Source organism: Novosphingobium sp. PASSN1, from assembly GCF_002278815.1.
Window position 1 is genome coordinate 13606 of the sequence record NZ_NKIS01000004.1, and the last position, 14428, is coordinate 28033.

General features: G+C 66.4%; 13 protein-coding genes. 9 read left to right on the forward strand and 4 right to left on the reverse strand.

The window, feature by feature from the left end; all coding sequences use genetic code 11:
- The first annotated feature begins 73 nt into the window (after positions 1 to 73).
- From CFE35_RS08330 to CFE35_RS08370, 9 genes are all read left to right on the forward strand, one after another.
- Positions 74 to 1018 carry an alpha/beta hydrolase gene (locus CFE35_RS08330; RefSeq protein ID WP_292929936.1) on the forward strand — a complete coding sequence of 315 codons (945 nt, stop codon included), beginning with the start codon at positions 74 to 76 and terminating at the stop codon, positions 1016 to 1018.
- A gap of 114 nt (positions 1019 to 1132) precedes the next feature.
- On the forward strand, positions 1133 to 2023 hold the full coding sequence (locus tag CFE35_RS08335) for a 3-keto-5-aminohexanoate cleavage protein (protein ID WP_292929938.1): 891 nt from the start codon (positions 1133 to 1135) through the stop codon (positions 2021 to 2023).
- A gap of 13 nt (positions 2024 to 2036) precedes the next feature.
- Positions 2037 to 3524, forward strand: coding sequence for a carnitine 3-dehydrogenase (locus CFE35_RS08340; RefSeq protein ID WP_292929940.1), 1488 nt, complete (start codon positions 2037 to 2039; stop codon positions 3522 to 3524).
- Positions 3525 to 3558: 34 nt separating this feature from the next.
- Positions 3559 to 4965: a cytosine permease gene (locus CFE35_RS08345; protein ID WP_292929942.1), complete on the forward strand. Its 1407-nt coding sequence runs from the start codon at positions 3559 to 3561 to the stop codon at positions 4963 to 4965.
- Positions 4962 to 6017 carry an alpha/beta hydrolase gene (locus CFE35_RS08350; protein WP_292929944.1) on the forward strand — a complete coding sequence of 352 codons (1056 nt, stop codon included), beginning with the start codon at positions 4962 to 4964 and terminating at the stop codon, positions 6015 to 6017. Before CFE35_RS08345 ends, CFE35_RS08350 begins: the two co-directional genes overlap by 4 nt.
- The gene (locus CFE35_RS08355; protein ID WP_292929946.1) at positions 6001 to 6567 is read left to right on the forward strand and encodes a thioesterase family protein; all 567 of its coding nucleotides are present in this window, start codon (positions 6001 to 6003) and stop codon (positions 6565 to 6567) included. The genes CFE35_RS08350 and CFE35_RS08355 overlap by 17 nt, the downstream gene beginning before the upstream one ends.
- Positions 6567 to 7715, forward strand: coding sequence for an acyl-CoA dehydrogenase family protein (locus CFE35_RS08360; RefSeq protein WP_292929948.1), 1149 nt, complete (start codon positions 6567 to 6569; stop codon positions 7713 to 7715). Before CFE35_RS08355 ends, CFE35_RS08360 begins: the two co-directional genes overlap by 1 nt.
- Positions 7712 to 9781: an acetate--CoA ligase family protein gene (locus CFE35_RS08365; RefSeq protein ID WP_292929950.1), complete on the forward strand. Its 2070-nt coding sequence runs from the start codon at positions 7712 to 7714 to the stop codon at positions 9779 to 9781. Before CFE35_RS08360 ends, CFE35_RS08365 begins: the two co-directional genes overlap by 4 nt.
- On the forward strand, positions 9778 to 10557 hold the full coding sequence (locus tag CFE35_RS08370; RefSeq protein ID WP_292929952.1) for an enoyl-CoA hydratase-related protein: 780 nt from the start codon (positions 9778 to 9780) through the stop codon (positions 10555 to 10557). The genes CFE35_RS08365 and CFE35_RS08370 overlap by 4 nt, the downstream gene beginning before the upstream one ends.
- A gap of 127 nt (positions 10558 to 10684) precedes the next feature.
- Here CFE35_RS08370 and CFE35_RS08375 read toward each other — a convergent pair whose 3' ends face one another.
- From CFE35_RS08375 to cydB, 4 genes are all read right to left on the reverse strand, one after another.
- Positions 10685 to 12049, reverse strand: a complete 1365-nt coding sequence (locus CFE35_RS08375) for a peptide MFS transporter (RefSeq protein WP_292929954.1) — start codon at positions 12047 to 12049, stop codon at positions 10685 to 10687.
- A gap of 68 nt (positions 12050 to 12117) precedes the next feature.
- Complete coding sequence (locus CFE35_RS08380) at positions 12118 to 13101, reverse strand: NADPH:quinone reductase (protein ID WP_292929956.1); 984 nt, start codon at positions 13099 to 13101, stop codon at positions 12118 to 12120.
- 38 nt (positions 13102 to 13139) lie between these two features.
- On the reverse strand, positions 13140 to 13256 hold the full coding sequence (gene cydX / locus CFE35_RS08385) for a cytochrome bd-I oxidase subunit CydX (protein ID WP_292929958.1): 117 nt from the start codon (positions 13254 to 13256) through the stop codon (positions 13140 to 13142).
- Positions 13257 to 13271: 15 nt separating this feature from the next.
- Positions 13272 to 14420 carry a cytochrome d ubiquinol oxidase subunit II gene (gene cydB / locus CFE35_RS08390; protein ID WP_292929960.1) on the reverse strand — a complete coding sequence of 383 codons (1149 nt, stop codon included), beginning with the start codon at positions 14418 to 14420 and terminating at the stop codon, positions 13272 to 13274.
- Positions 14421 to 14428: the final 8 nt, after the last annotated feature.

A 14428-nucleotide genomic window follows, 5' to 3' on the forward strand; every position in this document is an offset into this window, starting at 1 on the left:
GCTTGCGGCTTGGCCCCCTTCCGCCCGATGAAGGGCGCAGAGGCGCAAAGCCCGCCACCTGAGGATGCCAAACATGACCACCCGCCATCTCGTCGATCCCGACTTCCTGCCGCTGATCGATCTGCTGCCCGGCAACGCCTTCACCCGCGAAGCCCTGCCCGCCATCCGCGTCGAATCCGAGAACCGCTTCGCCTTCGTCGGCGCGCCGCCCATCGCGCCGGAGATCAAGGTGATCGAAGGCGAAGGCGGCCCGCTCGAAGTCTACTGGTACGATCCTTCCCCGGGAACGTCTGGCTGCGCTGCCCTGCTCCATGTCCACGGCGGCGGCATGGTGATCGGATCGGCCCGATCGATGCAGCAAGGGCCATCGGGCATGGCGGCGGCGCTAGGCATTCCGGTCGCCTCGGTCGAATACCGGCTCGCGCCCGAAGCACCCTTCCCCGCCCAGCAGAACGATTGCTACGCGGCGCTGAAGTGGCTGGCCGCAAACGCCGAAGCCCTAGGGGTTGATCCAGCGCGCATCGGCATCACCGGCGAAAGCGCGGGCGGCGGCCTCGCTGCCGCCACCGCGCTGATGGCGCGCGATCTGGGCGGCCCGGCGCTGGCCGCACAGTTTCTCACCTATCCCATGCTCGATCACCGCACCGGCAACGAGGCTTGCCCTTACGCCAATCCCGTGACCGGCGAATTTGTCTGGACCCGCGCGCACAACCGCTTCGGCTGGGAAGCTCTGCGCGGCGACTATGCGGCCGACGACGCGCGCAAGGGCTGGTTCTCCCCCTCGCTCGCCGAAGACCTTGCCGGCCTGCCGCCGACATGGATCGGCACCGGCAGCCTCGACCTGTTCCTTGACGAAGACCTCGATTACGCGCTGCGACTGGTCAAGGCAGGCGTGCCGGTGGAACTGCATTCCTATCCCGGCGCGATCCATGCCTTCAACGCGATGACCGAGGCCACGACCGCCAAGGCTTTCACCCGCGACCTGCTGGGCGCGATGGCCCGAATGCTGCGCATCTAGACTAGCATTACGAAAACTGGGGCCTGCCCCGATTTTCAGAAATCGGCACAATTCGTCATTTCAATCCGGCCCGGCGCAACTAAGCTCCTCCTCGCCGGGCCGAGAGGGAGAGCCATGAATTTCGAGACGTTCATCACCTGCGCCGTCACCGGCTCGGGCAATACTGCCGACAAGCATCCGGGCCTGCCCGTCACGCCTGCGCAAATCGCTGACGCCGCGATCGAAGCCGCGAAGGCCGGTGCCGCCATCGCGCATATCCACGTGCGCGATCCCGAAACCGGAAAGGGCAGCCGCGATGTCGCGCTCTACCGTGAAGTGGTCGAACGCATCCGCGCGAGCGATACCGATGTGGTGATCAACCTGACCGCAGGCATGGGCGGCGATATCGTGTTCGGCGCGGGCGAAAACCCCTTCCCGCTCGATCCGGCGGGTACCGACATGGTCGGCCCGATGGAGCGGCTGCTGCACGTGCAGGAATTGCTGCCCGAAATCTGCACGCTCGATTGCGGCACGATGAACTTTGCCGAAGCCGATTACGTGATGACCAACACCCCCGGCATGCTGCGCACGATGGCCGCCGAAGTGCAGCGCCTCGGCGTGCGGCCCGAACTCGAAGTGTTCGATACCGGGCACCTCGTGTTCGTGAAGGAGATGATCCGCGACGGGCTGCTCGATGATCCCGTGATGATCCAGCTGTGCATGGGCATCCCCTATGGCGCGCCGGACGATCCGCTCACCACGATGGCGATGGTCCACCAGTTGCCGCCGGGCGCAGTGTTCAGCGGCTTCTCCATTGGCCGCAATCAGCTGCCGTTCGTGGCAATGGCGGCGCTTGCGGGCGGCAACGTGCGCGTGGGGCTGGAGGACAATCTCTATATCGGGCGCGGCCAGCTTGCCACCAACGGGCAGCTCACTGAACGCGCGGTGCAGATCCTGACTGGCATGGGGGCGCGCATCCTGACGCCTGCTGAAGTGCGCACCAAACTGAAACTCATCAAGCGCTGAGAGGCCTGCCAGAATGAAACCAGACATCCGTAAGGTCGGCATCGTCGGCGGCGGCGTGATCGGCGCAGGCTGGGCTGCGCGCTTTGTGCTCAATGGGATCGACGTTTCGATCTACGATCCCGATCCCGAGGTGGAGCGCAAGACCGCCGCCGTCATCGCCAACGCCCGCCGCGCGCTCACGCGCCTGTTCGGCAATGCGCTGCCGCCCGAAGGCCAGATCACCTTCGCAGCCAGCTTGGCAGAAGCAGTGCGAGAGGCTGATTTCATTCAGGAAAGCCTGCCCGAGCGCGAGGACCTCAAGATCCGCCTGCTTGCCGAAATGGATGCGGCCATGCCCGCCCATGCGGTGATCGGCTCGTCCACCTCCGGCCTGCTACCAACCAAGCTCCAGTCCGGCATGGCCCGGCCCGACCGGCTCGTTGTCGGCCACCCGTTCAATCCGGTCTATCTCCTCCCGCTCGTCGAAGTGTGCGGCGGCGATCAGACCAGCCAGCAGGCCAAGGATATCGCCGCCGCCGTCTACGAACGGATCGGCATGAAGGTGCTGCGCGTCCAGAAGGAAATCGACGGTTTCATCGCAGACCGCCTGATGGAAGCCGTGTGGCGCGAGGCGCTGTGGCTGATCAACGACGGGATCGCGACGGCCTCCGAAATCGACGATGCGATCCGCTTCGGTGCGGGCATGCGCTGGTCGTTCATGGGCACGTTCCTGGTCTACCGCCTCGCGGGCGGCGAGGATGGCATGCGCCATTTCCTTCATCAGTTCGGCCCCTCGATGGAATGGCCGTGGACCAAGCTTATCGGCCCCAAGCTGACCGACGAACTCATCGACACGATTTCCCGCCAATCCGATGAGCAGGCGGGCGGCATCGACTTGCGCACCTATGAAAAGCTGCGCGACGATTGCCTTGTCGACCTGACCCACGCGCTGGAACGCAACGATTTCGCCGCTGGGCGGATCGCCCGCGCGCACCGGTCGCGGCTCGCGGCAACGGGCGAAAGCGATGGCCCCGCGATCGGCAGCGTGATGGATGACGGGCGGATGCTCACCATCGCCACGCCGGTCCAGCCCGAATGGATCGACTACAACGAGCACCTCACCGAATATTGCTACCTCAAGCTGTTCGGCGATGGCACCGACGTTGTCCTCGCCGCTATCGGCGCGGGGGCGGACTACGTCGCGGCGGGCCATTCGTGGTACACGGTCGAGACGCATATCCGCCACTTGGGACAGGCGCGGCTGGGTGATAGCGTCACCGTGCGCACGCGCGTGCTGGCCTGCGATGGCAAGCGGCTCCACGTGTTCCACGAAATGGTGCGCGGGGCTGAAGAAGCGGTGATCGCAACGGCCGAACACATGCTCGTCCATGTCGATGCGGCGGCCGAGAAATCGGCCCCCGCGCCCGATACGATGCGCGCCGCCGCTGCGGTCCTCGTGGCCGGGCAGGCCCATCTGCCGCCGCCGGACGGCGCGGGCCGCCAGATCAGGATGCCGGGCTAGCAGCGCAGGCTTCAAGGGGGGAAACGCATACCACATGGCCTTGGTTGAAAGCCGCTCGATCGATTACGTCCCGCTGGCCGAACGGCGCGGCAAGGTGCATCATCTCTGGCCGGTGTGGTTCATGGGCGACGCGCACCTTGCCACGCTCGCCACCGGAGCAATCAGCGTGGTCGGCGGGCTGGACTTGTTCTGGTCGAGCCTTGCGGTCATTGGCGGCTGCGCGCTGGGCACGGTGCTGATGGCGCTGCACTGCACCCAAGGGCCGCATCTGGGCCTGCCGCAGATGATCCAGTCGCGCCCGCAGTTCGGCTATATCGGCGCGCTCTTGGTGTGGATCGTGGCGCTGTTCACCTACATCGGCTTCAACGCGCTCAACCAATCGCTCGCCGCCAGCACTTTGCACGAACTCGTCGGCCTGCCCGAAGTGCCCGCGATCATCGGCTTCGGCCTTCTCGCGGCGCTGGTCGCGGGGATCGGCTATGACGTGATCCACCGTACCCAGCGCGTCCTCGCCTACATCATGCTGGCGGCGCTGGCGGTCTATACCGTGGGCTTCTTCACCGCATTCGATCTGGGTGCGCTGCTGCAGCCGGGCGAATTCAAGTCCACGCTGTTCCTCGTCCAGTTCTTTGCGGCGGCGGGATACCAGCTCAGCTGGTCGATCTATGTCTCTGACTATTCGCGCTATCTCCCGCGCGAAGTCGGCATCAAATCGGCCTTCCTGTGGACATTCTGCGGCGCGTTCATCGGCGGCACGTGGATGATGCTGGTGGGCGCCTTCGCAGGCGCGACGTTCACCGATCCCGATATCGTCGTCGCCTTGCGCCGCAGCGCGGATGCGATGTTCGGCGGGTTCGGCCTCGTCATGCTCGCCAGCAGTTTCTTCGGCCTCATCACGATTACCTCGCTCAATCTCTATGGCTCCTCGCTCACCCTGCTCAGCGTGATCGACAGCGTGCGCCCCATCCGGCTCGGCGCGCCTGCCCGCATTTCCGCGCTGATCGTCTGCCTCGTCGCCTCGCTGTCACTCTCGCTCGCGATGGGGGACAACGTGCTGCACAGCTTCGAGGCGTTCCTCGGCGTGCTGATCTACCTCTTCACGCCCTGGACTGCGATCAACCTCGCGGACTTCTTCTTCGTGCGAAAGGGCCGCTATTCGATCCGCGCGATGTTCATGGCGGACGGCATCTATGGCCGCTGGAACTGGCGCGGGCTGGCCGCCTATGCGCTGGGCTTCATCGCGATGATCCCCTTCTTCAAGACGGCGCTCTATATCGGCCCGGTGGCGCGCGGCCTTGGCGGGGCGGATATCTCGATGCTGGTGGGCCTGCCGGTTTCGGCGGCGGTCTATCTCCTGCTGTGCCGCAACCTCGATCTTTCGGCAGAACTGGCGATGATCCCCGAACTGGACCGCAATCTGGAAACGGAACCGGTGCGATGATCCGCCGATTTCTGCCGTTATTGCTGCTCGCGCTCGCTGCGCCTGTTCAAGCCAAACCGATCGCCTTCCCGGACAAGTTCGATCCCATCGGCACGCCGGTGCAGAGCCTGACGACCACAGAAGGCCGCACGGTGCATTTCACCGATACCGGGGAAGCAGGCTGGCGGCCCATGCTGTTCATCGGCGGCGTCGGCACCAGCGCCCGCGCGCCCGAACTCGTCGCCTTCCTCGATACCCTGCGCCGCCGCTTGAATGTCCGCATCATCGCGGTGGAGCGCAATGGGCTGGGCGATACGGCATTCGATCCAGCGTGGACGTTCGCGGACTACACCAGCGAAGTGCGGCAGGTTCTCGCCCGCCTGGGCGTGGAGAAATTCGCGCTCGTCGCGATCTCGGGCGGCGGGGCCTATGCCGGGCATATCGCCGCCGCCATGCCGCAGCGCATCGCCTCGTGGCACATGCTCGCCGCCATTGCGCAGGCCCCGGCACAGAGCCCGGTCTGCAAGGCCGATCCCGCCGCGCTCGAAGCCATGCTGGCCAAGCAGGTCGGCGCCCCGCGCGAATTCTGGGCGATGCCAGCCGGAGGCGTCACCGCCAAAGTCCCCGGCTTTGCCGACCGCGCGGCGGATGAAGGCGCGCACGCCTATTTCATCGCGGGCCAGCACGGCGATGCGCGCGCCGTCGCCCGCGAATACCGCCGCTTCTGCGATGCCCCCGCAGCTGTCGCCGCCTTCCCCGCCCCGGCCTTTTTCACGTATGGCGAGGCGGACAAGCTCGTCCCGCCCGCGCAGGGCGAATACTGGGCCAGCAAAGTGGCCGGCAAAGTCACCTTCCGCCGCTATCCCGGCGAGGGCCACGACGTCCAATATCGCCACTGGGATCAGGTTCTGCTCGATGTGGCGGGGCACGGTGACAAGACGCTGGCCTGCGTGAAGGGCCGCGCAAAGCTGCTTCCCGGCCTTGTTATCCCCTCCGGCGCCACGCCCGGCCTTTGCGCTTGGCAGAGCCGCCCGACCGACCTTAGAGAGCGCCCCGATGCCGCCCGAAAATGAACCCCTGAGCCACGGCCTCACCACGCCGCTCGAAGGCGTGGCCGCCCAGCCCTTCCAGCCCGGCGAGCCAATCCCGGCCCCCTTGCGCCTCATCTGCCCCACCGTCCCGCGCGAATGGGTCGATTACAACGGGCACATGAGCGAATCGTGCTATCTGCTTGTTTTCGGTGACCAATCCGACGCGTTCTTCCGCAAGATCGGCATCGACGAAGCTTACCGCGCAACCGGTCATTCGCTGTTCACCGTGCAGACGATGATCTTCAACCTCGCCGAAGCGCACCTCGGCGATCCGCTCGATCTGGCGCTCCAACTGATCGACGCCGACGACAAGCGCCTGCACATCTTCCACACCATGCACCACGGCGAGACGGGCGAACTCCTCGCCACCGGCGAGCAGATGCTGGTGCATGTCGACATGACAGCGGGCCGCTCCGCCCTCATGCCGCCAGAGCTTCACGCGCGCGTTCATGCGGTGCTTGCCGCACACGCTGCGCTGGAACGCCCGGCCCAAGTCGGCCGCGCCATTGGAATCAGACGGGACACGAAGTGATGCATTTCGAACTTTCCTCCGAACAGCAGATGCTGGTCGATACGGTCCGCCGCTTTGTCGAGACCGAGCTCTATCCGCACGAAAAGATGGTCGAGGACACTGACAGCGTGCCCGACGATCTGGCCGCAGAAATCCGCCGCAAGGCCAAGGAACTTGGTCTCTACGCGGTCAACATGCCTGCCGAACTCGGCGGCGGGGGCCTCGGCACGTTCGATACCACGCTGATGGAGCGCGAGCTTGGCCGCGCCAGCTACGGCCTGCAGATGATGATCGCGCGGCCCAGCAATATCCTGCGCGGCTGCACCGGCAGCCAGATCGAGGACTATCTCCTCCCCACGATCCGGGGCGAGCGCCACGATTGCCTCGCCATGACCGAGCCTGATGCCGGCTCCGACGTCCGCTCGATGCGCACGTTCGCGCGCCGGGATGGGGACAACTTCGTCATCAACGGCAGCAAGCACTTCATCAGCCACGCCGATGTGGCCGATTTCGTGATCCTCTGCGCCGCCACGGGTGAAGCGGGCGGCAAGAAGACGATCAGCTGCTTCCTCGTCGATTTCGATACCCCCGGCCTCACCCGCCGCCGCGGCCCCAAGTGCGTCTCGCATCGCGGCTACCACCAGTGCGAGCTGATCTTCGAGGATTGCCGCGTCCCCGCCTCGGCCTTGCTGGGCGAACTCGACAAGGGCTTCGAACTGATGGGTCAGTGGCTCGGCTCGACCCGACTTCAGGTCGCCACCACCTCGGTCGGGCGCGGCCAGCGCGTGCTCGAAATGGCGACGCAGTGGGCAGCAACGCGCAAGCAGTTCGGCCAGGCCATCGGCAAGTTCCAGGGCACCGGCTTCAAGCTGGCGGACATGAAGACCGAGCTGGAAGCGGCTGAACTCCTCACCTTCCGCGCCGCGTGGAAGGACGATCAGGGCACGATGACCGATACCGATGCCGCCATGGCCAAGCTCTTCGCCTCCGAAGCCCTCGCCCGCGTGACCGACAATGCGCTCCAGATCTTCGGCGGCATGGGTCTGATGGATGAACTGCCCATCGAACGCTTCTGGCGCGACGCGCGCGTCGAGCGCATCTGGGACGGCACCAGCGAGATCCAGCGCCACATCATCAGCCGCGCCCTGCTGCGTCCGCTGGAGGCATGACTTCTGATCGACTGACCCGCCTGCTGCGCCCACGCAGTCTGGCGATTGTTGGCGGCAAGGCGGCGGAAGAAGCCGCGCGCCAGTGCCGCGCGCTGGGCTTTGCCGGGCCAATCTGGCCGGTGAACCCGAAGCGCGCGGAGATGGGCGGGCTGCCCTGCTTTGCCGACATGGCCTCGCTCCCTGAAGCCCCGGACGCGGTGTTCATCGCGGCCCCGGCCCCTGCCACCATCGCGCTGGCGGGAGAGCTGGCGGGAACAGGCGGCGCGATCTGCTATGCCGCAGACTTTGCCGAGAGCGGCGAGGAAGGCCGGGAACGGCAGGCCGCGCTGCTCGAAGCGGCAAACGGCGTGCCGCTGATTGGCCCCAATTGCTACGGCATGCTCAATCTGTTCGACCGCGTGGCACTCTGGCCGGACCAGCACGGCTGCCTGCCAATCGATTCCGGACGCGGCGTCGCCATCGTCAGCCAGAGCGGCAACCTTGCGCTCAATCTCACCATGCAGGCGCGCGGCCTGCCCATCGGCTATGTCATATCGGTCGGCAACTGCGCCGATGTGACGCCCGCCGATCTGATCGAAGCACTGATCGCGGATGATCGCGTCAGCGCCATCGGCCTCCACCTTGAAGGCCTCGGTTCGGTCGCTCGCTTTTCCGAAGCCTGCCTTGTCGCGCGCGCAGCAGGCGTTCCGATTGTCGCGCTCAAGACCGGCGCTTCGGCCAAGGGCGCGGCGCTCACGATGTCGCACACCAGTTCGCTCGCCGGGGCCGATGCGCTCGTCGATGCGCTGTTCGCGCGGCTCGGCGTCGCCCGCGCGCACGATCCCGCGACGTTCCTTGAAACGCTGAAATTGCTCCACGTGGCAGGCCCCTTGCGCGCCCGGCGGATCACCAGCGCCAGCTGCTCGGGCGGCGAAGCCTCGCTCACCGCCGATCTGGCGGAGGCGGCGGGCCTTGAAACGCCGGACTTCCCGCCGCCCACGCAGGCGGCGCTGGAAGCGGTGCTCGGCCCCCGCGTCAACGTGGCGAACCCGCTCGATTACCACACCTATATCTGGGGCGATCTCGCCGCGACGACCGCGTGCTTCGCCGCGATGCTGGGGGCCGATTTCGAAGCCTCGCTGCTCATCCTCGATTTCCCCCGCGCCGACCGCTGCACGGCGGCGGACTGGGACGTAACCCTCGATGCCTTCCGGGCTGCCGTCCGCAAGCATCCCGCCGCGCCCGGCACCGTCCACATGGTCGTCAGCTCTCTGGCTGAAACGATGCCTGAGGCCGTCGCCGCCGCGCTGATCGCAGAAGGCATCGTCCCCGCCGGAGGGCTTGCCGAAGCCCTGCGCGCCATCGCGGCGGCGGCCCATATCGGCGAGGCCTGGGCGCGCCCTGCCCCCGTGGCGCTATTGCAGCAACCCCAACCCGGAACGGGCGAAGCCCATGTCTGGGACGAAGTGCGCAGCAAGGCCGCGCTCGTCGCAGCGGGCGTGCCAGTGCCGCAAGGGCGCGTAGTCAGCCGCGCCGACCTTGCGGATGCCGCCTTGCCCGCTCCTTTTCCGCTTGTTTGCAAAGCCATAGGCGCTGATCTTGCGCACAAGACCGAAGTGGGTGGTGTGGCGCTGGGCCTCACCAGCCGCGAGGCGCTGCTGGCCGCTGCCGATGGCATGGCTGCCCTGTCGGACTGGTTCCTGATCGAGGAAATGGCCAGCGGCACCATTGCCGAGCTGATCGTCGGCGTTGGCCGTGATCCGCAGTTCGGCCTGTTCCTCACCCTCGGCGCGGGCGGCATTTTCGTCGAACTGCTGCGCCAGACCGAGCAGGTTCTGCTCCCGGCCAGCCGCAGCGATATTGCGGAAGCGCTCGCCCGCCTGCCGCTGCACAAGGTGCTGACGGGCTATCGCGGCAAGCCCGGTTGCGACATGCCCGCACTGGTGGACGCGATCACGGCCATTGCCGCGTGGGCAATGGCCCATGCCGACCGGCTCGAAGAAATGGACGTCAATCCGCTGCTCGCGCTGCCCACCGGCGCGATGGCCGTGGACGCGCTGATCCGCATGAGGGAACCGCAAGCATGAGCGCCGTGAAACTGGAAAACCGCGATGGCATCCTCGTCATCACGCTAGACCGGCCCAAGGCCAATGCCATCGACGTCGCGACCAGCCTCGAACTCCATGCCGCGTTCAAGACGCTCAGCGACGACCCCGCCCTGCGCGTCGGCGTGATCACCGGCACGGGCCGCTTCTTCTCCGCCGGATGGGATCTGGGTGCGGCGAACGATGGCGAGGCAGTCGATGCCGATCACGGCCCCGGCGGTTTCGCGGGCCTCACCGAGTATTTCAGCCTGACCAAGCCGGTCATCGCAGCCGTCAATGGCCTCGCGGTCGGTGGCGGGTTCGAACTCGCGCTGGCGGCGGACCTGATCGTGGCGAGCGACACGGCGAAGTTCTGGCTGCCCGAAGCGCAGCTGGGGATGCTGCCCGATTCCGGCGGCCTGCTGCGCCTGCCCAAGGCGATCCCGGCGCGGCTCGCGCGCGAAATGATCCTCACCGGACGACGCATGGACGCGGCGGAGGCGGCAGCCTTGCACCTCGTCAGCCGCGTGGTGCCGGGCGAAGAGCTGCTGGCCAGCGCCCTCGATCTGGCGCGCACCATCGCCAAATCGGCCCCGCTCGCGATCACCGCCGCGCGCGATATCCTGCGCCAAACCGAAGCGCTGGAAGTCGAGGCGGGCTACCAGCACATGCGCAGCGGGGCCATCCCTTCCTATCAGGCGATGCTGCAATCGGACGACGCACTCGAAGGCCCGCGCGCTTTCGCCGAAGGCCGTGCGCCGGAGTGGAAGGGCCGCTAGGGCAAGACGACATGTAATGAACTCGTCGGCCCGGACTTGATCCGGGCCTTGGCTTTTCTTTTCCACGCTGCGCCAGAAGAACAGCCCAGCCCCGTGTCGAGCACGGGGCGACGGGAAAGAGCAGGCGCTAGCCCCGCGCGTCCACCGGCCCGTCCAGCTCGCGGATCAGCGGCTTTCTGAGCAGCAGGATCACCGCCGCGCCGACCACGCCAATGGCCGCGTCCATCGTCCAGAACAGCGACGGGCTCATCGTGTCGAAATAGCTGCCGACCCAGCCTGCCGTGACATGCGCGGCAAACGGCGAGAGGAACGCGACGCCCATCAGCGTCGAGGCAACCCGCGGCGGCGCGGCCTTGCTCACGATCGCCATCGTGGTCGGCCAGTAGTACATCCAGCCCAGCCCCATGATCAGCCAGCCCGCAATGGCCCAGAATGCGCCGACGCTGTGCTGCTCCGTCACGCCGAAGTTGGCAAAGGCGAACAGCAGCGCCGCGAAGGAGACGATGGCCGTGCCGATGCCCTGCTTGGTGACGTTGGCCGGTTCCTGCCCGCGCTGCGCCTGCCAGCTCCACAGCGCAACGAGGATCGGCGCGGCGAGGATCGAGCCGAACGAATCCATGCCCGCAAACCAGCTGGACGGCACGGTGCCCAGCGGCGTGGCGAGATTGACCCATTGGTCGACCCACAGGATGCCGATGCTCCACACCATCGGATAGGTGATCTCGGCCGGGAACGTCAGCGCGATGACGAAGATCAGCACGGCGACGCGGCGGCGCTCCGCAGCGGTCAGCGGCGGCGCCTTTTCGCGCGCTGCGCCAACAGGCTTGAAATCGGGCAAATGGCGCTGGCCCATGATGTAGCCTACCATGGCCACCAGCATCAGCACCGCAGCCACCGCGAACCCAGCGTGGAAACCCCAGATCGCGGCGATCAGGCCGGTCACCACCGGGCCGCTGGCCGCGCCGATGTTGATGCCAGTCGCAAACACCGTGTAGCCCTGCGAACGGCGCGATTCATCCTCGCGCGGGTAGAGCGTGCCGACTTGCGCCGAGATATTGCCCTTGAGGAAGCCCGAACCCACGATGAGCAGCGCCAGCGCGAGCACGAACGTCTCGTAGAACGACATCGCCGCGTGCCCTGCGGCCATGAACAGCACGCCGATCAGCACGGTCTTCTTGGGGCCAAGCAGCCGGTCGGCCACCCAGCCGCCGATGATCGGCGTGAAGTAGACCAGCCCCGCATACCAGCCATAGATGATCGACGCGAAAGCCACATCGCTCATCGCGCCATTGAAGCTCAGCCCATGGCGCAACGCGGCCAGCCCGATCACTTGCCCGCCGTGAAGCGGCAGCAGTTCCTTTACCATGTAGAGCGTGAGCAGCGCCGACATCCCGTAGAACGAGAAGCGCTCCCACATTTCAGTGAAGGCGAGGTAGTAGACACCCTTGGGATGGCCGGCGAACTGTTCGAATTGCTGCTCTTCGGCCGCCATCTGCTTCCCTTGCCCTGTATCTTGCGATGAGAGTGGGCGATTGGCCGCCCACCCGTCAATCGGCAAAGTCATCCGATGCTGATCACCGCATTGCCGATGAGCGTGCCCGATTCCACCGCCTCATGCGCCTGCACCGTCTCGGCCAGATCGAACCGCGCGGCAATGGCGTGCTGCAAGGCCCCTGCCTCCACCGCAGCCGTCAGACGCGCGACAACATCGGCGCGGTCGCGCTGCGAAAGCAGATAAACCAGCAACATGCGCAGCGTGGTATGCCGCAGCATCAGCGGATAAAACGGCAGCTTCGGCTCGGTATCGCCCATCGAACCATAGGCCGCAATTGCGCCGCCTTCGCCCAGCACCGCCATCGTAACGGGCAAATTGCCGCCAAATTCCACCTCGACCACGCGGTCCACCGGCTTGCCCTGATTGGCCGCAAGGATCGCCGCGGCCACACCGCCGTCGCGGTAGTTGATCACGGCATGAGCGCCCGCCGCTTCGGCCGCGCGCGCCTTTTCCGGCCCGCTCACCGTGGTGATCACCCGCGCGCCGCCCCAGCGCGCGAGCTGGATGGCATAGTGCCCCACCGCGCCTGCGCCGCCCGTAACGAGCACGGTCTGCCCGGTCACGTCGCCATCGGCAAACACCGCATGGCACGCGGTCGATGCCGGAATGCCAAGGCAGGCCCCGGCCTCAAAGCTGGTATTCTGCGGCAAGCGCACCGCCTGCACTTCGGGCAGGCAGATGTACTCCGCGCACGTGCCGAAGGGCCGCCGCCACGCCGCGTTCCACACCCACACGCGCTCCCCGATACGGGCCGCCGAAACGCCCGCACCCACCGCGTCGATTTCACCCGCGCCGTCGGAATGGGGGATCACGCGCGGAAAGGCGATCGGCGCGCGCGCGCCGATCCGGGTCTTCACGTCCGAAGGATTGACGCCCGATGCATGGAGGCGAACGCGCACTTCGCCCGGCTCCGGCTGCGGCGTTTCCATTTCGCCAAACCGCAGGACGTCAACAGCAGAACCAATCGTCTCGTACCAGACCGCGCGCATCAGGCTTCCCTTGTTGAAAGCCAGACACCGGGCCGCACTCAATCGTGCACGGTGCGGTCGCTGGCCGGATCAGAATGGAACTCGTGCCAGATACCGTTGAGGATCGCCACACTGACAGCAAGGCCAAGGCCGAGTATCCACGCAAAATACCACATCAGGCCCGGTTCCTTTCAATACATGTCAGGGTTGAGGCGCACTTCATCGCCCGTGATCCGGCCAAACATCACCCGGTAGGCCCAGGTCGTGTAGGCCAGCACGATCGGCAGGAACACCACCACCACCACCAGCATGATGAACAGCGTGAGGTGGCTGGACGAGGCATTCCACACCGTGAGGCTGGAGGCGGGATCAATCGCGCTCGGCAGGATGAACGGGAACATCGCCAGCCCCACTGTGGCAATGACCCCCAGCACCGCCAGCGCCGAACCGGCAAAGGCAACCAGATCGCGCCGCGTGCGCAGGCCCGCAAGCGCGACAAACGGGCCGAACAGACCGATAATCGGCGCGGCGATCATCCAGTGATGGGCCGCAAAGTTGCCCAGCCACGCACCCGGTGCCGCCACCGCGCGCGCCAGATGCGGATTGGAGGGACCGGCGGTATCCACCACTTCCGCCATGCGGAAGCCCAGCCCGCCCCAAGCGACAAACGCTCCGCCAGCTGCGAAGAGAAGAAATGTCGCCACTGCCGCCGCACTGCCATAGTGCCGCGCGCGGTGCTGCACCGGCCCCGGCTCCAGCTTCATCGCCAGCCAGCCTGCACCGTGCAGCACCAGCATCGCCACGGAAAGCAGCCCCGCCAGCAGGCTGAACGGGGTAAACAGGCCGAGCAGCGTGCCTTCATAGAACGCGCGCAAATCGCCATCGAGACGGAATGGCGCGCCCAGCAGCACGTTGCCCACCGCCACGCCAAACACCAGCGCCGGGACCAGTCCGCCCGTAAACAGCGCCCAGTCCCACCGCGCGCGCCACGCCGGGTCCGCATGCTTCGAGCGATACTTGAACCCCACTGGCCGCAGGATCAGCGCCGCCAGCACGAGGAACATCGCAAGGTAGAAGCCCGAAAAGCTGACCGCATAGACATAAGGCCAAGCCGCAAAGATCGCCCCGCCGCCAAGGATGAACCACACCTGGTTGCCTTCCCAGGTTGCGCTCACGGTGTTGATCACCATGCGGCGTTCCAGATCATTGCGTGCCACGAACGGCAGCAGCGCCATCGCGCCCAGATCGAACCCGTCGGTGAGTGCAAAGCCGATCAGCAACACACCGATCAGCGCCCACCAGATCAGCCGCAAAGTCTCGTAATCAAGCGGCAGGGCCATCGCGGCGC

What these genes read in the sequence shown, in the direction of transcription:
- CFE35_RS08330 (WP_292929936.1), top strand. Translation starts at nt 74, where the DNA reads ATGACCACCCGCCATCTCGTCGATCCCGACTTCCTGCCGCTGATCGAT.
- CFE35_RS08335 (WP_292929938.1), top strand. Translation starts at nt 1,133, where the DNA reads ATGAATTTCGAGACGTTCATCACCTGCGCCGTCACCGGCTCGGGCAAT.
- CFE35_RS08340 (WP_292929940.1), top strand. Translation starts at nt 2,037, where the DNA reads ATGAAACCAGACATCCGTAAGGTCGGCATCGTCGGCGGCGGCGTGATC.
- CFE35_RS08345 (WP_292929942.1), top strand. Translation starts at nt 3,559, where the DNA reads ATGGCCTTGGTTGAAAGCCGCTCGATCGATTACGTCCCGCTGGCCGAA.
- CFE35_RS08350 (WP_292929944.1), top strand. Translation starts at nt 4,962, where the DNA reads ATGATCCGCCGATTTCTGCCGTTATTGCTGCTCGCGCTCGCTGCGCCT.
- CFE35_RS08355 (WP_292929946.1), top strand. Translation starts at nt 6,001, where the DNA reads ATGCCGCCCGAAAATGAACCCCTGAGCCACGGCCTCACCACGCCGCTC.
- CFE35_RS08360 (WP_292929948.1), top strand. Translation starts at nt 6,567, where the DNA reads ATGCATTTCGAACTTTCCTCCGAACAGCAGATGCTGGTCGATACGGTC.
- CFE35_RS08365 (WP_292929950.1), top strand. Translation starts at nt 7,712, where the DNA reads ATGACTTCTGATCGACTGACCCGCCTGCTGCGCCCACGCAGTCTGGCG.
- CFE35_RS08370 (WP_292929952.1), top strand. Translation starts at nt 9,778, where the DNA reads ATGAGCGCCGTGAAACTGGAAAACCGCGATGGCATCCTCGTCATCACG.
- CFE35_RS08375 (WP_292929954.1), bottom strand. Translation starts at nt 12,049, where the DNA reads ATGGCGGCCGAAGAGCAGCAATTCGAACAGTTCGCCGGCCATCCCAAG.
- CFE35_RS08380 (WP_292929956.1), bottom strand. Translation starts at nt 13,101, where the DNA reads ATGCGCGCGGTCTGGTACGAGACGATTGGTTCTGCTGTTGACGTCCTG.
- cydX (WP_292929958.1), bottom strand. Translation starts at nt 13,256, where the DNA reads ATGTGGTATTTTGCGTGGATACTCGGCCTTGGCCTTGCTGTCAGTGTG.
- cydB (WP_292929960.1), bottom strand. Translation starts at nt 14,420, where the DNA reads ATGGCCCTGCCGCTTGATTACGAGACTTTGCGGCTGATCTGGTGGGCG.